18 protein-coding genes and 1 riboswitch are annotated in these 18,421 nt (G+C 67.1%); of the genes, 12 read left to right on the top strand and 6 right to left on the bottom strand.

The window, feature by feature from the left end:
* Positions 1–10: 10 nt before the first annotated feature.
* From sufC to TTY48_RS00655, 4 genes are read left to right on the top strand one after another with little or no spacing between them, the layout of a single operon-like run.
* A complete protein-coding gene (gene sufC / locus TTY48_RS00670; RefSeq protein WP_220655678.1) occupies positions 11–781 on the top strand; it encodes a Fe-S cluster assembly ATPase SufC in 771 nt (256 codons plus the stop codon).
* Positions 778–2,043: a cysteine desulfurase gene (locus TTY48_RS00665; RefSeq protein WP_220655677.1), complete on the top strand. Its 1,266-nt coding sequence runs from the start codon at positions 778–780 to the stop codon at positions 2,041–2,043. Before sufC ends, TTY48_RS00665 begins: the two co-directional genes overlap by 4 nt.
* A complete protein-coding gene (gene sufU / locus TTY48_RS00660; RefSeq protein WP_220655676.1) occupies positions 2,043–2,501 on the top strand; it encodes a Fe-S cluster assembly sulfur transfer protein SufU in 459 nt (152 codons plus the stop codon). The genes TTY48_RS00665 and sufU overlap by 1 nt, the downstream gene beginning before the upstream one ends.
* Positions 2,498–2,923 carry a metal-sulfur cluster assembly factor gene (locus tag TTY48_RS00655; RefSeq protein ID WP_220655675.1) on the top strand — a complete coding sequence of 142 codons (426 nt, stop codon included), beginning with the start codon at positions 2,498–2,500 and terminating at the stop codon, positions 2,921–2,923. The genes sufU and TTY48_RS00655 overlap by 4 nt, the downstream gene beginning before the upstream one ends.
* Before the next feature lie 27 nt (positions 2,924–2,950).
* Here TTY48_RS00655 and TTY48_RS00650 read toward each other — a convergent pair whose 3' ends face one another.
* Both TTY48_RS00650 and TTY48_RS00645 read right to left on the bottom strand, forming a co-directional pair.
* Positions 2,951–3,832: a helix-turn-helix domain-containing GNAT family N-acetyltransferase gene (locus TTY48_RS00650; protein ID WP_220655674.1), complete on the bottom strand. Its 882-nt coding sequence runs from the start codon at positions 3,830–3,832 to the stop codon at positions 2,951–2,953.
* A gap of 224 nt (positions 3,833–4,056) precedes the next feature.
* Complete coding sequence (locus TTY48_RS00645; protein WP_220655673.1) at positions 4,057–6,609, bottom strand: tetratricopeptide repeat protein; 2,553 nt, start codon at positions 6,607–6,609, stop codon at positions 4,057–4,059.
* 518 nt (positions 6,610–7,127) lie between these two features.
* On the opposite strand from TTY48_RS00645, the gene TTY48_RS00640 reads away from it, so the two are divergent.
* Positions 7,128–8,351: an acyl-CoA dehydrogenase family protein gene (locus TTY48_RS00640; protein WP_220655672.1), complete on the top strand. Its 1,224-nt coding sequence runs from the start codon at positions 7,128–7,130 to the stop codon at positions 8,349–8,351.
* A 93-nt stretch (positions 8,352–8,444) separates the two neighbouring features.
* Positions 8,445–8,615: riboswitch (M-box (ykoK) riboswitch) on the top strand.
* A gap of 223 nt (positions 8,616–8,838) precedes the next feature.
* Positions 8,839–8,976, top strand: a complete 138-nt coding sequence (locus tag TTY48_RS00635; protein ID WP_220655671.1) for a hypothetical protein — start codon at positions 8,839–8,841, stop codon at positions 8,974–8,976.
* Positions 8,977–9,046: 70 nt separating this feature from the next.
* Here the strand turns inward: TTY48_RS00635 and TTY48_RS00630 are convergent, their stop codons facing one another.
* Entirely contained in the window at positions 9,047–9,619 is a 573-nt protein-coding gene (locus TTY48_RS00630) for a LysM peptidoglycan-binding domain-containing protein (protein WP_220655670.1), read from the bottom strand.
* Between the two features lie 128 nt (positions 9,620–9,747).
* Between TTY48_RS00630 and trxA the strand changes: the two genes are divergently transcribed.
* On the top strand, positions 9,748–10,116 hold the full coding sequence (gene trxA, locus TTY48_RS00625) for a thioredoxin (protein WP_220655669.1): 369 nt from the start codon (positions 9,748–9,750) through the stop codon (positions 10,114–10,116).
* On the opposite strand, the gene TTY48_RS00620 is transcribed toward trxA, so the two are convergent.
* The 3 genes from TTY48_RS00620 to TTY48_RS00610 are packed head-to-tail and all read right to left on the bottom strand — an operon-like array spanning position 10,085 to position 12,848.
* Positions 10,085–11,140, bottom strand: a complete 1,056-nt coding sequence (locus TTY48_RS00620) for a lycopene cyclase family protein (protein WP_220655668.1) — start codon at positions 11,138–11,140, stop codon at positions 10,085–10,087. The two genes, trxA and TTY48_RS00620, sit on opposite strands and share 32 nt — an antisense overlap.
* Entirely contained in the window at positions 11,137–11,763 is a 627-nt protein-coding gene (locus TTY48_RS00615; protein WP_220655667.1) for a response regulator transcription factor, read from the bottom strand. The genes TTY48_RS00620 and TTY48_RS00615 overlap by 4 nt, the downstream gene beginning before the upstream one ends.
* Positions 11,760–12,848, bottom strand: a complete 1,089-nt coding sequence (locus tag TTY48_RS00610) for a sensor histidine kinase (RefSeq protein ID WP_220655666.1) — start codon at positions 12,846–12,848, stop codon at positions 11,760–11,762. The genes TTY48_RS00615 and TTY48_RS00610 overlap by 4 nt, the downstream gene beginning before the upstream one ends.
* Positions 12,849–12,956: 108 nt before the next feature.
* Here TTY48_RS00610 and TTY48_RS00605 point away from each other — a divergent pair, with 108 nt between their 5' ends.
* Genes TTY48_RS00605 through TTY48_RS00585 form a run of 5 tightly spaced genes read left to right on the top strand, consistent with a single transcriptional unit; the run spans position 12,957 to position 18,418 of the window.
* Positions 12,957–14,429: a glycosyltransferase family 39 protein gene (locus TTY48_RS00605; protein WP_220655665.1), complete on the top strand. Its 1,473-nt coding sequence runs from the start codon at positions 12,957–12,959 to the stop codon at positions 14,427–14,429.
* Between the two features lie 33 nt (positions 14,430–14,462).
* The gene (lgt, locus tag TTY48_RS00600) at positions 14,463–15,503 is read left to right on the top strand and encodes a prolipoprotein diacylglyceryl transferase (RefSeq protein WP_220655664.1); all 1,041 of its coding nucleotides are present in this window, start codon (positions 14,463–14,465) and stop codon (positions 15,501–15,503) included.
* A 10-nt stretch (positions 15,504–15,513) separates the two neighbouring features.
* The gene (gene pyk, locus TTY48_RS00595; RefSeq protein WP_220655663.1) at positions 15,514–16,935 is read left to right on the top strand and encodes a pyruvate kinase; all 1,422 of its coding nucleotides are present in this window, start codon (positions 15,514–15,516) and stop codon (positions 16,933–16,935) included.
* A gap of 23 nt (positions 16,936–16,958) precedes the next feature.
* On the top strand, positions 16,959–17,849 hold the full coding sequence (locus TTY48_RS00590; protein WP_220655662.1) for an acyl-CoA thioesterase II: 891 nt from the start codon (positions 16,959–16,961) through the stop codon (positions 17,847–17,849).
* Entirely contained in the window at positions 17,846–18,418 is a 573-nt protein-coding gene (locus TTY48_RS00585) for a hypothetical protein (RefSeq protein ID WP_220655661.1), read from the top strand. The genes TTY48_RS00590 and TTY48_RS00585 overlap by 4 nt, the downstream gene beginning before the upstream one ends.
* Positions 18,419–18,421: the final 3 nt, after the last annotated feature.

Raw genomic sequence — 18,421 nt, 5'->3', positions numbered from 1 at the left:
AGGAATCACTGTGTCTACTCTGGAAATCCGCGATCTGCACGTCAACGTGGTGCAGTCGGACGAGAACGCCGAGCCGATCGAGATCCTCAAGGGCGTGAACCTCACCATCAACTCGGGTGAGACCCACGCCATCATGGGCCCCAACGGTTCCGGCAAGTCCACGCTGAGCTACGCCATCGCCGGCCATCCCAAGTACCAGGTCACCCAGGGCAGCATCACGCTCGACGGCGAGGACGTGCTCGCGATGTCGGTCGACGAGCGCGCCCGCGCCGGCCTGTTCCTGGCGATGCAGTACCCCGTCGAGGTGCCCGGCGTCTCGATGTCGAACTTCCTGCGCTCGGCCGCCACCGCGGTCCGCGGCGAGGCCCCCAAGCTGCGGCACTGGGTCAAGGAGGTCAAGGAGGCGATGAGCGAGCTGGAGATCGATTCCCAGTTCGGTGAGCGCTCCGTGAACGAGGGCTTCTCGGGCGGCGAGAAGAAGCGCCACGAGATCCTGCAGCTGGGCCTGATCAAGCCGAAGTTCGCCATCCTCGACGAGACCGACTCCGGCCTCGACGTGGACGCGCTGCGCGTGGTCTCCGAGGGCGTCAACCGCTACGCCGAGCGGGAGAACGGCGGCGTCCTGCTCATCACGCACTACACCCGCATCCTGCGCTACATCCACCCGCAGTACGTGCACGTCTTCGTGAACGGCCGCATCGTGGAGTCGGGCGGCCCGGAGCTGGCCGACGAGCTGGAGGAGAACGGCTACGTGCGGTTCACCCAGGCCGTGGGAGCATGACGGCCACCGCGACTTTCGACGTCACGGCGGTGCGGGCGGATTTCCCGATCCTGTCCCGCACGGTCCGCGACGACAAGCCGCTGGTCTATCTCGATTCCGGCGCCACGTCGCAGCGGCCCCGGCAGGTGCTCGACGCCGAGTGGGACTTCCTCACCACCCGTAACGCGGCGGTCCACCGCGGCGCGCATCAGCTCGCCGAGGAGGCCACCGACGCCTACGAGGACGCTCGGGCCGCGATCGCGGACTTCGTGCGGGTCTCGCCCGACGAGCTGGTCTTCACCAAGAACGCGACCGAATCGCTGAACCTGGTGGCCTACACCCTCGGCGACGATCGCGCGGCCGGCGTGCTCGGCGGGCACCGCCTGCGCGAGGGCGACACCGTGGTGGTCACCGAGCTGGAACATCACGCGAATCTCGTGCCCTGGCAGGAACTCTGCCGCCGCACTGGTGCCACGCTCAAGTGGTACGGCGTCACCGACGACGGCCGGATCGATCTCGATTCGCTGGAGCTCGACTCCTCGGTGAAGATCGTCGCGTTCACCCACGCCTCCAACGTGACCGGCGCGATCGCCCCGGTCCCGGAGCTGGTGGCCCGCGCCCGCGCGGTGGGTGCGCTGGTCGTCCTCGACGCCTGCCAGTCGGTTCCGCACACGCCGGTCGATTTCGCGGCGCTCGATGTGGACTTCGCGGCCTTCTCCGGCCACAAGATGTACGGCCCCTCCGGTGTGGGCGTGTTGTACGGCAAGCGCGACATCCTCGCGCAGCTCCCGCCGTTCATCACCGGTGGCTCGATGATCGAGACCGTCACCATGGAGGGCTCCACCTACGCGGCTCCGCCGCAGCGGTTCGAGGCCGGCGTGCCGATGACCTCCCAGGCCGTGGGCCTGGGGGCCGCGGTGAAGTACCTCGGCGCCCTGGGCATGCCGCAGGTGGCCGCGCACGAGCACGCGCTGGTGGATGCGGCGCTCGATCGTCTCGATGCGATCGACGGCCTGCGGATCATCGGCCCCACCGACAACCACGACCGCGGCAGTGCCGTCTCCTTCGTGGTCGACGGGATCCACGCCCACGATCTCGGCCAGGTGCTCGACGACGAGGGCGTCGCGATCCGCGTGGGACACCACTGCGCGTGGCCGCTGCACCGCCGGTTCGGCGTGGCCGCCACCGCTCGTGCCTCGTTCGCCGTGTACAACACCGTCGATGATGTCGATGTGCTCGCCGAGGCCATCGTCAAGGCGCAGAAGTTCTTCGGGGTGATCTGATGCGGATGGAGCAGATGTACCAGGACGTGATCCTGGACCACTACAAACACCCGCACCATCGCGGTCTCCGCGAGCCCTTCGGTGCCGAGGTGCACCACGTGAACCCGACCTGCGGCGACGAAGTGACGCTGCGGGTTCAGCTCTCCGACGACCGCGAGACCGTGCTCGACGTCTCGTACGACGGCCAGGGCTGCTCGATCTCGCAGGCGTCCACCTCCGTGCTCACCGATCAGGTGATCGGCCAGTCGGTGGGCGAGGCCCTGAAGATGGTGCAGTCGTACACCGAGATGCTCCAGTCCCGCGGCCAGATCGAGGGCGACGAGGATCTGATCGGCGACGGCATCGCCTTCGTCGGTGTGTCGAAATATCCCGCGCGCGTGAAGTGCGCACTGCTCGGCTGGATGGCCTTCAAGGACGCCACCGCGCAGATCATCGACTCCGAGGAGAAGTCGGCATGACCGAGAACACCGCACCCGAGACGACGGCGCCCGAGACCGCTGCGTCGGCAGCGCCCGAGACTGCTGCGCCCGCCGCGGTCGGCCCGGGTACCGACAACCCGCTGAACCTGCCGACCCTCGACGATGTCGAGGAGGCCATGCGCGATGTGGTCGATCCCGAGCTGGGCATCAACGTGGTCGACCTCGGACTGGTCTACGACCTGCGGGTCGACGACGATGCGTCGGTCATCATCGATATGACGCTGACCTCGGCGGCCTGCCCGCTCACGGACGTCATCGAAGACCAGACCCGCGCCGCGCTGGTCTCGTCCGGCCTGGCCACCGACGCCAAGATCAACTGGGTCTGGATGCCGCCGTGGGGCCCGGACAAGATCACCGACGACGGCCGCGAGCAACTGCGCGCCCTCGGTTTCACTGTCTAGGTTCCACGGTCTCGGTCCCGCACGGGATCACAGGTCCTTCGCGAACCAGTGGTGCGCGTACGGATTGTCGTTGTACCGCTCCACCTCCCGGTACCCCAGCGCGCGGTACAGCGCGATCGCCTCGGTGAGCCCGGCGTTGGTGTCGAGCCGCACGGTGCGCACACCGGCGTCGCGGGCGCGTGACTCCAGCTCGGCCATGATCCGCCGACCCAGGCCCATGCCGCGCACCGTCGGGGCGGCCCACACGCGTTTGACCTCCGCGAAACCGTTCTCCTGGAAGGTGAGCGCGCCGCAGCCGACGGTCTCGCCGTGCAGCGTGGCCACCAGGAGCAGTCCGGCGGGCGGTGTGATCGCCGCGTCGCGGATGGCGCCGCCGACGGTCGGGTCGAAGCCGTCCCGCAGTCGCTCGCCGAGCTCGGTGTAGTACTGCCGGGCGGCGAATTGAGCCGGGGCAGTGGCGGCATCGGCCTCGTCGATGCGCACCTGGGACGCCAGGAGTAGGCGCTCCACCTCCGCCATGGCTGCGATCAACCGGGTCCGTTGTCCTGCGCTGAGCGGAGCCAGCAGTCCGCGGGCGGCGTCCTCCGAGCGCGCCTCCAGTTCGAGGTACTCGGCCGCACCGCGCTCGGTCACCCGGGCGGTGCGCACCCGCCCGTCGCCGTCGTCGTTGGTCACGGTGATCAGGCCGTCGGATTCGAGGGCGCGCAGGAGCCGGCTGAGATACCCCGAGTCGAGATCGAGACGGGTGCGCAGGTCGCGGACGTCCACACCGTCGGCACGACCGATCTCCCAGAGCAGCCGCGCCTGCCCCAGTGGCCGATCCTGTGCCAAATAGCGGTCCTGCAGCACGCCGAGTCGCTGGGTGACCGCCCGATTGAACCGCCGGAGCCCGGCGACCTGTTCCTTCATTCCTCTGACCTTAGTCAGAGGAATGGAGTGGCGCCAACCGATGGTATTGGGGCTTGGGAGTCGGGATGAGCCCGGGCTTCCTCGCAGGCTGAGTTCACGCCGCGCAATCCAGGTGGTCGCGGCTTGTTACTCGGGGTTGTGGCGGCCAAATGCCAATGCGCCACAGCAAATCTGCGAAACAGCCGGACGCCCCTGACCGAAATTCAGTTGCGATTCAATTCTAACTATCTTGGGGCTTTTTCGATGATCATGCCTAGGAGTTCCTTTGCCTCTGTCACGTTATGCGATTGAGTCTCGCCCAGGCGGCTAGCATCCTCGATAAATTGTTCAAGGTATCGTTTGGCCTCTGCGGGCAATTTCAGGTCTAGCATGTGTTTGGCTTGCTTGGTTGCTGTCGCGTGAAGCCACGCCACGTTGCCAATATCCAGGTAGTATTTGTACGCAATCTCAAGAGATCTTCGAGCGATTTCGTTGTCTCCGATGGACTGACTTAATGCTGATGTAGTCAAATGCAGCGAACCGATAGCATCTGGCTCAGCCTCGGGATTGATCGACGCACGCCCGAGTCTGAGGTATGCTTGAGCGATTTCGTGGTATCCGGGACCCAATTCGCCTAGGATCTCCGACATGCGGATAAGGGCCTTCCCTGCGCCGTAATTATCGGCGCTCTCAACACAAAATTCCCAGTCGGCAAAGTGACAGCGGTACGCCTCGTCGAGGTTGCCCGTGTGTCTCAGCACCAGACCAAGATCGTTAAGGGCGAAACTCTCGTGCACTCGGTCATCGAGTCTTCGATATATGTCTATTGACTCCGTGATGACTTTGATCGCTTCATCGTAGTCACCGCATGCACAATAGGTATTACCCAAGGTATTAAGCGTGTGGGCAACACCCAATAGGTCGCCTCGATCTCGGCATGACACAAGGTCTCTTTCCAAGTATGGAATGGCTTCTTCGTTTCGACCTAGTTCGCTTAGGGTTGCGCCTATGTTGTGGTCGGCCATTCGTTCGAGCGATATTGCACCCAGATCCTTCGCGAGCGCACCAGACTGCTTGAATGATGTGATTGCTTCCTTGTAAGAATGAAGAGATCGCTCTACGTTTCCCTTCATATTGAGAATCTCTGCAAACTGTAGTGATCTCTTTTCAACGCAAAGTGTCTCAGCTTGTTTGATCAATTTTGATGCCGCATCAAAATCGCGGAGGCCATGCTCAGCTTTCGCGATTTGGAGAAGGATTGATGTCTCTACCTCGGTAATGACAGGCTCGGCGCCTGTCCCTTTGCTGCGGACTCTATTGATCTCGATTGCGCCACGGGTTGCGACGTCGCGCAGCGACTTCCAATTCGCCCGAGTTTCCAGATATATTCCAAGCGGTATTGCAATCGCGAGCGCGGCATTGTGGTCGCGTCGCAGAGAGGAGGCGCGCAGAAGTCCGTCGATGTTCTCGAATGCGCCGTCTAGCCAACGAAGCAGGTCTCCATTCATTGCTGCGCGAATGAGCTGCTCGTCCATAGGTTCTCGCGACTTCGGATCGAAGGTCAGCATTGCATCGACCAGGCTGCGGTGGAGGTATCTCGCGACACGCTTCGACGACTGCTCTGATTCGTGCATCCACTTGTTATCTTGTGACTTTTCTTGGCCGAAAAGACGCAGTAGGTCATGGTACTGGTAGCGACCCGGTGTCCGAGACGGCTCCACGAGCCCCAGTTCGAGGAGTTCTGCGATTGTCGACGCCGCTTTTGCTGGGCTCGTGTTCAGGGCGGCAGATGCAAGGAACTCGTCGAACGTAGAACCGGGAATCAGGGAGAGGCTCCTAAAAGCCGATTGAACACGCTTAGGGCTCCTTCTGTAACTCAAAGAAAAGGTCGCTCTCACGGCAACGTCACCGATACTCAGTTGATCGAGGCGGGTACTTTCTGATGACAGCTGATTAGCGATGTGGTTCAGCGGCCATTTCGACGTTTGATCGGCCTTACGTCCGATGATCTTTAGCGCAAGTGGGAGCCTTCCGCAATGAAAAGCAATTTTCCTCAACGCTGCTGTTTCGGTAGCAGTCGTGTCGCAACGGTTTGGCATCTCCTTGCGTAACAATTCGATGGATTCACTGTCGCTTAGCGGATCTAAATGAATAGAGGTATTGCGGTCGAGGCCGCTCAGCCTAGATCGGCTAGTAATGATAGTGATTGAACCTTTAGCGCTGGTGATTAGCGGTCTGACTTGAGGTTCATTGGCGGCATTATCGAGAACTAATGTTACTCGACGGTCGGCCATTAGGGATCGATACTTTGTGATCGCAGACTCTAGGTCGAATTCGGTAGAGTTACCTCCGGCGAGCCCGAGGGAACTTAGGATCGTCGTGATGGCCTGCTCTGGGGTGACCGGGGAAGTCGTTCCTTGGAGATTCACGAGAATGGTGCCAGCAGGCGTTAGGTTTCGGTAAGAGCGTGCCACCTGGCGAGCCAGGGACGTCTTCCCCACTCCTGGCGGGCCAGAAATTATGGCAACGCCCCCAGGGCGAACTCTTGAAATGGTTTCGATCTCGGATTCTCGGCCGACGAAGTTGTCGGTATCCGCCGCCAGTTGGAATGGAACTGGTTCCGAACTATGGGGAACGGTTGGCGTCAAGCCAATCTGAATTGAGGTCCATTCATGTATCTCTGGATGAGTTTCGAGCCAGGCCTCGATGTCGCTGGCATCGTAGGCGTAAACATCGCGCCAAACACCTTCGCCTTGCTTCTCTGCCTTCCATTCGCGCTTTTTTGCCCAGTTTCGCATGGTAACGTAGACGAACGTGGTCGACTCTGGTTGTAGCGATCCTGGGTTTTTGGTTCGCTTTCGATATTCGTTGTTCGCGTTCTTATGGGGCGGGCGTCTATTCGAAACTTCCCATACAGAGCGTCCAGCGGGGATGAATGGCGTCGATGCCTCAGAAGAGACGATACCGTCGTAGCCGCTCCTCCATACAGATCTCCCAGCCGGAAAGTCGTACTCTGCTAAGGAGGGGGAGGATTGAATAAGTTTGCGGACTATGTGAGGCAACAATCGACTAGATTCTTGCTTCTCGCAGAAGGCGGACAGGTCCATTGCATCTGCCAAACCATTCGCGAACGGCATCCTCGATCCCCTTCTTCAGTGCCTCGTTTAGCTTACTATATATTAGTGGTGGTCGCAAAAGTGTGAGATTTCGAAATTGGTGCACCTGGCGAGGTTCGCGGGTGGTTGTCTGTCATGGCCCGTCGCGTGATGTGCCACACTGGGGAGAAATAGAACACGTTTCACCGAAGGGGTTGCCGATGTTCGAGTGGTCCGAGGAAGACCTGATGGTGCGGGACGCCTTGCGCGCGTTCATCGATAAGGAGGTGCGCCCGCACGTCGACGAGCTCGAGACCGGGGCGCTGCCGCCGTACGACATCACCCGCAAGATGCTCAAGACCTTCGGTATCGATCAGGTCAATCGGGAGAACCTCGAGGCGGAACTGGCCGCCGAGGAGGCGGGGGAGAAGCCCAAGGCGGGCGGCTCCAGCACGCTGAGCTCGTCGATGTTCCTCATCCTCAACGTGGAGATGGCCGGGGTCAGCCTGGGGCTGATCGGATCGATGGGCGTGAGCATGGGGCTCACCGTCTCGACCATCAAGTCCCGCGGCACGCTCGCGCAGAAGAAGCGTTGGCTCCCCGAGCTGGTCACGATGGAGAAGGTGGGTGCCTGGGCGATCACCGAACCGGACAGCGGCTCCGATGCGCTGGGCGGTATGAAGACCACGGTGCGCCGTGACGGCGAGGGCGGCTACATCCTGTCCGGGCAGAAGACCTTCATCACCAACGGTCCGCACGCCGACACGATCGTGGTCTTCGCCAAGCTGGACGAGGGCGACGGTACGCCGATCCGCGACCGCAAGGTGCTCACCTTCGTGCTGGACGCGGGTATGGAGGGGCTCACCCAGGGCAAGGCCTTCAAGAAGATGGGCATGATGAGCTCGCCCACCGGCGAGCTGTTCTTCGACCGGGTCAAGCTCGGGCCCGACCGCCTGCTCGGCGAGACCGAGGAGACGCCCGGCGGTGGCGGCGCGTCCGCCAAGGCGGGCTTCACCGCCGAACGGATCGGCATCGCCGCGCTCAGCCTGGGCATCATCAACGAGGCGCAGCGGCTGTCCATCGACTACGCCCGCACCCGCACGCTGTGGGGGCAGGAGATCGGCACGTTCCAGCTGATCCAGCTCAAGCTGGCCGAGATGGAGATCGCGCGGATCAACGTGCAGAACATGCTGTTCACCGCGATCGAGGCGTCCCGCGCGGGCAAACCGCCCACGCTGGCGCAGGCGTCGGCCATGAAGCTCTACAGTTCCCGCGCGGCCACGGAGGTGGCGATGGAGGCGGTGCAGCTCTTCGGCGGCAACGGCTACATGGCCGAGTACCGGGTCGAGCAGCTCGCTCGTGATGCGAAATCGCTGATGATCTACGCCGGCAGCAACGAGATCCAGGTGACCCATGTCGCCAAGGGGTTGCTGCGCGGCGAGTGAACGGCAGATGGAGTGCCGGTAGCGCGACGATGACGTTTTCTTGACGCGAAAACGGTTGCATCGGTCGATGGTCCGCGGTGATACTGGATTCAGTCAGTACCTCGCTAGGTGAGGCTCCTGCGCGAACACAGGCCACTGATCCGACGACGTCGAGAGACGCCCAGGGTTAGGACAGATCTTCCCGGATTAAGGGTTGATCCGAAGTGGCTTCCCGGACACGGGATCACGTCGCGCAGTGCCGAAGCCCGACGAGAGGGGTGCGAGACCGGTCGACGCGCCGTCGACGGGTTCTCGGCTTCTTCGTCGTCGCAGGTGCGGGCGCAGCACATCGACGATGCGACGAAGGAGGTGAGGACGGATGCCGTCCGGCGATAGTCCGTATTCCAGACCGGGGCAACGCCCGGTCCATCGAATCCTGTTCCACCCCACCACGCATCGCTCGTGCAGTTGATGCGTCCGCGGGGTCTTCACGAAAGGTGAAACCATCATGTTCGCATTCGCACGTCGCGTCCACGCCCGCTGGACCATGACACCCCAGGAGCGGCACAACCTGCGCCTCGCCAGCACGCCGCTCGCCGTCATCTCGGCCTCGCTCGGCGCGCACCCGCGCAGCTACGGCGCCTGAGCGGCAACGGAACGGCCGGCCTTCGAGACTCGAAGGCCGGCCGTTGTCGTCAACGCACGATCAGGGGCGATCAGGGAATGGTGATGACCTGGCCCACGTTGATCAGATCCGGGTTCGCGATGCCGTTGATCTGCGCGATCTCGGTGTAGCGGTTGCCGTCGCCCAGGTACTGCTCGGCGATGGCCCACAGGGTGTCGCCCGAGGCGACGGTGTGGGTGCGCGGGGCCGGGGGAGCGGCCGGGGCCGGCGCCTCGGCGGCGACGGGCTCGGGCTCCGGAGCGGCCTGGCGAGCCGGCGCCGGCTGGTCGGTGGCGGTGTTGGAGGCCCACTTGTCGGCGTCGCCCGCGTACACCACGAGGTTGCGGTCGTCCTGCAGGACGAGACGGTCGGCGCCGGAGCCCTCGGTCTGGGTGGACCAGACGCCCTCGCCGGCACCGTTGTAGAGCACGAAGTTACCGTCGGTCTGGAAGTTGGCCCGCTCGACGCCCTTGCCGTCGGTCCCGCTGGCCCACACCACGGTGCCGGCGCCCTCGGTGAGCACGAGGTTGCCATCGCTCTGCAGGGTCAGCGTGTAGCCGCCGTTGAGGGAGTCCAGGGTCTCCCCGAGGCCGAGCTGGTTACCTGCGCGAAGCACGTCGGTCATGTAAATCCCCTTAGTTGTACTTGGTGTACATCGATGCCCGCGGATGCGCGCACGACTAGAGGATAGCGATCTTCGGCGACAATTCAGCGAATGGGAATCATGCAGTCGGAAAATTTGTTGGAGGGGTCATGGCGACCACAGAATTGACTGCAGAGCAGTTCGACCAGACCGTGACCGGCAACGACATCGTGCTCGTTGACTTCTGGGCCTCGTGGTGCGGCCCCTGCCGCGCCTTCGCGCCCACCTTTGAGAAGGCATCCGAGACCCACCCCGATGTGGTTTTTGCGAAGGTCGACACCGAGGCGGAGCAGGGCCTCGCCGCCGCCGCGAACATCCGCTCCATCCCCACCCTGATGGTCTTCAAGAAGGGCAACCTCGTCTACAACGAGGCCGGCGCGCTCCCGCCCGCCGCCCTCGAGGACCTCATCGCCCAGGCGAAGGCGCTCGACATCGAGCAGGCGGACTTCAGCGGCGCGTCGGATACGCCCGCGGAGTAATCGCCCCGGCCAGGCGCCGTCGTAGATTCCACGGCGCCGCCGCGAACGCCGCCCCCATGGCAGCGGCGGTCGCGGCCGGTCCCGAACGTGCGGACAGGAATGCCCGCACGTGCCGGTCCGGCAGCCCGAAGAAGACCTCGAAGAACGCCCGCTGCTCCGCGGGCCGCATCCCGAGCAGCGCTCCGAGCGCCGCCGCACGCAGGCGGTGCGCGGCCAGGTCCGAGACCCCCACAGGGGAGCGTCCCGACGCTACGGCCTCGACCGCATCGTCCGCGAAGGCCAGCGAGGCCGCCACCGAGTAGCCCGTGGCCGGGTGCAGCGTGGTACCCCGCACCCCGACGCCGCACCACGACGATCCGCGGCGCGGCCCCCGCTCCAGGAGCGGGAAGTCCACCCGCTCGTGCACGTCCGCCGCGGCGAGTCCGCGCTCGGCGAGCCGGGCGCGCAACCGCGCCTCCAGCGCGTCGACGGTGAGCGCGGGCGCACCGGCCAGGCAGGTCTCCTCCACCAGCACCGCATCGGGCGTCACCCGCACCGCGTACAGGAACGACGCCGGCTCACGCGCGCCGACGCCCGGCGCCGGCCGCCAGTCCATCCACACCTCGTCGTACTCGCCCGCGGGCACCAGAACACCCGCGGCCGTCTGCCGCGGACCGTCCGCGCCGGGACCGGGGCCGCGTGCGTCCACCACGAAGGCGCCGCCGTGCCCGCGACGGTCGGCCGGCTCGGCGTGCACTCGCACATCGTCGAGCGGTAACGCGTCCTGCAGCCGATCGGTGTCGACAACCGCGTACTCCCGGCCCAGTTCCCGGCGCGAACCCGCGACCACCGCGGGGTACGAGCGCGCGGCGATCACCGCGTCCGGTAACCACCGGGGCGCCTCGTCCGACCACATCCCGAACGTGCGGCGCCACCGGGCATCCGGTGCGGGATCGTAGGCGCGCACCGTCATCCCCGCCGCGGCCGCACGGTGCGCCACCGCCCTTCCCGCCGGGCCGAGGCCGAGCACCACGAGATCGGTCACAGCGTCGCCCCCAGCAGCGCGAGCTGGGTCCGGTTCGCACAGTCCAACCGCGTCATCAGCGCCGAGACATAGCCCTTCACCGTGGATTCCGCCAAGAACAGGCCGGCCGCGATCTCGGCGTTCGAGGCTCCGCGAGCCAACTCCCGCAAGACATCCCGCTCTCGCGCGCCCAGGGCGTCGAGTCGGGGATCGCGCCGCGGCCGGTCGTCCGCCAGGCGCACCAGCCGGGCCAGCGCATCGGGGGAGAGCAGGGAACCGCCCGCCGCAGCCGTCCGCACCGCGGACGCCAGCAGTGCGGGCTCGGCGGTCTTGACCACGAATCCCGCGGCGCCCGCGGCCAATCCGTCCACCAGCACGGCGTCGGTGTCCAGCGTGGTGATCAGCACCACCGCGACCGGCGGATCCAACTCCCGCAGTGCGCGGGTGGCCACGATGCCGTCGACACCAGGCATTCGCACGTCCAGCAGCGCCACCTGCGGCGACTGCGCGATCCCCGCCTCCACCGCCGCCGCGCCGTCGGCCACCGCGGCCACCACCTCCAGGTCCGGCTCCGCGGACAGCACTGACCGCAGGTACTCGCGCACGATCGGATCGTCGTCCGCCACCAGCACGCGCACCGTCATCGGGCCGGCACCGGGAACTCGGCCGTCAGGGTCCAGCCACCGTCGGGTGAGCGGCCGTGCACTAGCGTGCCGCCCACCAGCGCGGTCCGCGCGGCGAGCCCGCGCAGGCCGGTGCCGCTGCCGGTGGCGGCGAGCGGTGCATCGGCCGCGGCGGCGGGGTTGCGCACGCGGACACCGTGATCGCTCACCTCGACCTCGACCGGCGCGCCCGCGGCGTGCTTGCGGGCATTCGCCAGCCCCTCCTCGAGCACCCGCGTCAGGCAGTCGGCCGTCGCACGGGGGAGCGTGGTCGCGACCGCACCCGTCAGATCGACCCGCTGGCCCGCCTCGCGGGCGCGGCGCACGGCCTCGGAGATCGCATCGTCGAGTTCCCCCGCCTCCGTGACGCCCTCGACGGCCAGCGATGCGGCGGGTGCATCGGAGGTCTGCAGGCCCACGACCACCCGGCGCAGATCGGCCAGTGCGGCCTGCGCATCCGCCTCGATCCCCGGTGTCTGCGCGGCACGCGCCGCGAGCACGATCCGGGTCAGCCGAGCCGTCGCCAGATCGTGGAGCTGCGCGGCGAGCGCGAGCCGCTCATCGGCGCGGGCCTGCCGTACCGCCAGCGCCCGGCGCTCCCGCTGCGCCGTCCGCAGCCGCACCCACAGACCGGCGGTCGTGCCGCCCAGCACCGGGGCGAGCGCACCCAGCGCTCCGAGCAGGGACTGCGACGAGAAGGCGACCGCCACCGCGAAGGCCGCGAACGGCGCGAAGGCGAGTGCCGCCTCGCGCCGGTCCACCACGGACTGCGCCGCAGCGGCCGACAGCAGCGAGACCGCCACCGCCACCCACACGGCGGCGCCGCTCGCCGTCGCCTCCGTCCACGGCCCGAGCACCAGATAGCAGGCGGTCGCGGCCGCGACCGGCGCGGCGTACGGGGGCCGCACGGCGCCGGTGACCGCCGAGGCCGCCAGCATGGCGGCGACTCCCAGCCACAGTCCCGCGCCCCGCAGCTGCGGGAACAGCACCCACACGAACGCCGTGGTGCCGACCGCGGTGGTCGCCAACAGGATCCCGTGCGTCAGGCGCGAGGCGGACGAGGACATGTGCCCATCGTAGGGAGCCGGCACGGGCCCGCGGCACCTACTTTCGTCGGTCCTACCGCCGACCTCCGGCGCTACCGGCCGGACCGCCGCCGGGAAACGCTGAGTGACATGAATCCGCCCGCCGTCGCCCGCACCCCACTGGCCGTGGTCACCGTCGCCGTGTTCGCGGTGATGGTGATCGGCAGTCGCAACTACGGCTACTTCTTCGATGAGGCCTACTTCGTGGTGGCCGGCCGCGACCACCCCGCCGCCGGCTACTTCGACCAGCCGCCCCTGGTCCCGCTGCTCGCGGGCGCGCTCGACTCGCTGGCCCACGGGAACCTCGTGGTGCTCCGTCTGCCCGCCACCCTCGCGGTCACCGCGATCACGCTGCTCTCCGGCCTGATCGCCCGCGAACTCGGCGGCCGCGGGTGGGCCCAGGTGTTCGCCGCCGCCGCGGTCGCGATGTCGCTCGTGAGCTCCGTGGGGCATTGGCTGGCCACCTATTCGCTCGACCCGCTGTGGTGGACGATCCTGTTCTACCTGCTGGTGCGCTGGACCCGTACCCGCGACGATCGGTTGCTGCTGCTCGCCGGTGCGGTGACCGCGCTGTCGCTGCTCACCAAGTTCCTGGTGCCCGCGCTGTGGATCGCGGTCGCGGTCGGGGCGCTGGCCTGTGGCCCACGGCGCCTGCTCACCCGGCCCGCGCTCTGGGGAGGAGCGGCGATCGCCGTGGTCGCCGTCGTGCCCACGCTGTGGTGGCAGGCGGGGCACGACTGGGCGTACACCCGGATGGGCGCCGTGGTCCGCGCCGAATGGCCCGGCGGCGCGGGTTTCGCCCTGGTGGGATTGTTCGGCGCCGGCCTGCTGATCGGACTGCCGCTGCTGCTGGCCGGCGTGGTCTCGCTCCTTCGATCGGGGCGGTACCGCTACCTCGGCGTGGCGGTGGTGCTGGTGGTGGCCGCGATCGTGCTCACCCACGGCCGCGCCTACTACCTGGCCTCGGTGTACGCACTGCCGATGGCGGCCGGTGCGGTCGCGGTACAGCGGTGGGCCGCGAACCGGATCGCCGGACGGACGGTGCGCCGCCGAGTGACCTCCGCGGTCGCGGCGCTCGTGCTGATCGCCTCGGCCGCGTCCTGGGTGTGGTCCTCACCGGTGTGGCCGCAGCAGGTGGCGCAGCGGCTCCCCGCCGCCCCCTTCCGCGCCCCGGCGAGCATGGTGATCGACGGTGACACGATGCTCCAGGACCTCGGCCACACCGTGATCGACGCCTATCGCAGCCTGTCCCCGCAGGAGCGGCAGAACCTCGCGATCGTCGCGGAGAGTTACCCGTTCGCCGCGGCGGTCGACTTCTACGGACGCGATGCCGGGCTGCCCCGCGCCTACAGCGGCCATCGCGCGTACTACTACTTCGGGCGCCCGGCCGACGACACCGCTGCCGTGCTGTGGATCGGCGACCCGTCCTCCGTGCTCGACGGGGCGTTCACGCACCGTCGGGCCGTGCAACCACCCGGCGCCGAGGGCGATCCGGTCGCCCAGCTGTACACCGGCCGCACTCAGCCGTGGGCCACCCTGTGGGAAGCGCTGCGCGCACAGTGACGCCGTGACCGGCCGGTCAGTAGGGTGTCCAGTGTGATTCTCGCGAGCATCCCCAGCCCGGCGCAGGGCGTATGGCACCTGGGGCCCGTCCCCATCCGCGCCTACGCACTGTGCATCATCGCCGGCATCATCGTGGCCTGTTGGTGGGGCGACCGGCGGTGGGTGGCGCGCGGCGGCAAGCCCGGCCAGGTGGTCGACGTGGCCGTCTGGGCCGTGCCCTTCGGCCTGATCGGCGGTCGGCTCTACCACGTGATCACCGACTTCTCGACGTACTTCGGTCCCAACGGCCGGGGCTTCTGGGCGGTGTTCCGGATCTGGGACGGCGGCCTCGGCATCTGGGGCGCGGTGGCCCTCGGCGGCGTCGGCGCCTGGATCGGCTGCAGGCAGATGGGGATCAAACTCGGCCCCTTCGGCGACGCCATCGCGCCGGCGATCATCGTGGCGCAGGCCATCGGTCGCCTCGGCAACTGGTTCAACCAGGAGCTCTACGGCGCACCGACGAACCTGCCGTGGGGCCTGGAGATCTTCGAGCGGGTCAACGACGTGGGTGACCGCGGGCCCGATGTGCTCGACGGCCGCAGCGACGGCATCGTGCTCGCCGTCGTCCAGCCCACCTTCCTGTACGAGCTGATCTGGAACCTGTTGGTGGCGGCCTTCCTCGTGATCGTCGATCGGCGGTACCGGATCGGCCACGGGCGCCTGTTCGCCCTGTACGTGGCCGGGTACTGCCTGGGCCGCTTCTTCATCGAGATGATGCGCGACGATCACGCCACGCAGATCTTCGGCATCCGGATCAACGTCTTCACCGCGGCCATCGTCTTCGCGTGCGCCATCGCCTACTTCGTGACGGCCCCGAAGGGCCGGGAGGACTCGGTCTTCGTCGACGGCCCCGAGACCGCCACCGAGGCGGCGGTCACCGCTGGTGAGGCGGCTGATTCCGCGAGCGGCACCGAGCCGGACAAGGCCGTGGTGGACGGCGCGGAGGATTCTCCGGATGATCCCGGAGTGAACGTTGCGGAGATTTCTACTGACGGGTTAACCAGTGAACCCGTCGAGCGGAAATCGGAGGACTAAAGTGTCTGTAGTGACTCGTCGAACCAAGATCGTCTGCACCCTCGGACCCGCCGTCGCCACCGATGAGAAGGTCCTTGCTCTCGTCACGGAGGGCATGGACGTCGCGCGGCTCAACTTCAGCCACGGCGAACACGCCGACCACGAGGTGAACTACAACCGCGTGCGTGCCGCCTCCGATTCCACCGGCCGCGCCGTCGGCATCCTCGCCGACCTCCAGGGGCCGAAGATCCGCCTGGGCCGGTTCGCCGGCGACGGCCGCACCGTCTGGGAGACCGGCGAGACGGTCCGGATCACCGTCGACGACGTGGTGGGCACGCACGACCGCGTGTCGACCACCTACAAGGAACTGGCGCAGGACGCCCGCCCGGGCGATCGGCTGCTGGTCGACGACGGCAAGGTGGGCCTGAAGGTCGTCACCGTCGAGGGCAACGACGTGGTCTGCGAGGTCACCGAGGGCGGCCCCGTGTCGAACAACAAGGGCGTCTCGCTGCCCGGCATGAACGTCTCGGTGCCCGCGCTCAGCGAGAAGGACATCGAGGACCTCGAGTTCGCGCTGCAGCTGGGCGTCGATTTCATCGCGCTCTCCTTCGTCCGCTCGCCGGCCGACATCGAGCGCGTGCACGCCGTGATGGACCGGGTGAACCGCCGCGTGCCCGTGATCGCCAAGCTGGAGAAGCCCGAGGCCATCGAGAACCTCGAGGCCGTGATCCTCGCCTTCGACGCGGTGATGGTCGCCCGTGGCGACCTGGGCGTGGAGCTTCCGCTGGAGGAGGTGCCGCTGGTGCAGAAGCGGGCCATCCAGATCGCCCGGGAGAACGCCAAGCCGGTGATCGTGGCCACGCAGATGCTCGAGTCGATGATCGAGAACAGCCGCCCCACCCGCGCCGAGGCCTCCGATGTGGCCAACGCGGTGCTCGACGGTGCCGATGCCGTGATGCTCTCCGGCGAGGTGTCCGTGGGCAAGTACCCGATCGAGACGGTGCAGACCATGGCTCGCATCGTGCGCGCGGTGGAGGAGGGCGGACCGTCGGTGCCGCCGCTCAACCACGTGCCCCGCACCAAGCGCGGCATCATCTCCTACGCGGCCCGTGACATCGGCGAGCGGCTCAATGCCAAGGCCCTCGTCGCCTTCACCCAGTCGGGCGACACCGTGCGCCGCCTCGCGCGGCTGCACACCCGGCTGCCGCTGTTGGCCTTCACCCCGTTGCCCGAGGTGCGCAGCCAGCTCGCGCTGTCCTGGGGCACGGAGACCTTCTTGGTCGCGGGCGCCGACAGCACCGACGCGATGATCCACCAGGTGGACCAGTCGCTGGAGGGCATCGGCCGCTACTCCAAGGGCGACCAGGTCGTGATCGTGGCCGGTGCGCCCCCCGGGACCATCGGCTCGACCAACCTGATCCAGGTGCACCGGATCGGCGAGGACGACCACTAACCACGACCAGTACGCTCAACTGTATGACCGACACGCTCACCGACTTCGACGCGTTCCTGGGCACCCTGGAACTGGCCGATCTCGGCGACGACACCTTCGCCGGGCGGCACCCGGTGAAGGTGGCGCCGCGCACCTTCGGCGGGCAGATCCTGTCGCAGGCGATCGTCGCGTCCGGCGCCACGGTGCCCGGATCCCGGGACTCGCTGTTCCTGCACGCCGCCCACACGCACTTCATCAACGGCGGCGACGTCACCCAGGACATCGAGTACCGGGTGACCCGGCTGCGCGATACCCGCAACGTGGCCAACCGGATGGTGTCCGTGGAGCAGAACGGCACGGTGCTGGCGCTGATGCAGCTCGCGTACCAGACCGATGCCCGCAATCCGCTGGTGCACGGCGACCCGGCGCCGCAGGTGCCCGCGCCCGAGGGGCTGCCGAACATCCAGGACACGCTCAAGGGCTACGAGGACGTCGTCACGATGTTCGTCGAGGCCCCGCAGCCCATGGACATGCGGTTCACCAACGATCCCGCCTGGATCGCCAAGGGCAAGGGACTAGTTCAGGAGGACAACCGGGTGTGGATCCGCGCGGCGGGTGATCTGCCCGACGATCGGGTGATCCACGACGCCGCCCTGGCGTACGCCTCGGACACCACCATCCTCGACTCGATCATCACCCGGCACGGCCTGTCCTGGGGTTTCGACCGGATCATGGCGGTCACCCTGAACCAGTCGCTGTGGTTCCACCGCCGGGTGCGGTTCGACGAGTACAACCTGTACGCCTCGCATTCGACGGTGGCCGACGGCGGCCGCGGCATGTCCAACGGGCAATTCTTCGATCGTGAGGGTGTACTGGTAGCCAGCACCACCCAAGAAGGCGTCCTCAAGTACTTCCCGGCAAGGAGCGCGAAATGACCACCCCCGAGACCACCGAGTCGGAGACGCAGTCGCAGCCGAGCCCGATCCCTTCGGTTCCGCAGGGCACCCCGGGCCACGACTGGCGTGCCGGCCTGCCCACCGCGCAGCCCCCCGGCGCTCAGCAGCCGTGGCGCCGGCTCGGGCCGGGCAACCGTGGCTGGGTCGTGGCCGTCACCGTGATCGCCCTGGTGATCCTCGGCGTGGCCTCGCTGTTCGCCGTGGGCATCGGATCGGTGTCCTCCGCGTTCACCGCGAAGGGCGTGGTCGTTCTCGATCCGTCGCAGTTCTCGGCCACCCAGCGCGGCTGCTCCGGCGAGGGTGTCGCGAGCGGGGTCGAGGAGGGCGGCACGATCACCTTCCAGGACGGCGACACCCAGTTCGACGCCCAGCTCGGCCCGGGCACGCTCAAGCAGGGCCGCTGCCAGGTGCCGTTCAACCTCTCGACTGTGGACTCGTCCACCAGCCGCACCTACTCGGTCACCGTCGGCGGTGTCCGCGGCACGCCCGTCAGCGGTGACGAGCTGATGAGCGGCAACACCGTCGTCGTGTACGTGGCGCCGCGCTGACCG

The organism is Tsukamurella sp. TY48, from assembly GCF_019656655.1.
GTDB classification, from domain to species: domain Bacteria; phylum Actinomycetota; class Actinomycetes; order Mycobacteriales; family Mycobacteriaceae; genus Tsukamurella; species Tsukamurella strandjordii.
The sequence above is the reverse complement of the archived record's forward strand: the minus strand, read 5'-3'. Positions and strand labels throughout refer to the sequence as shown.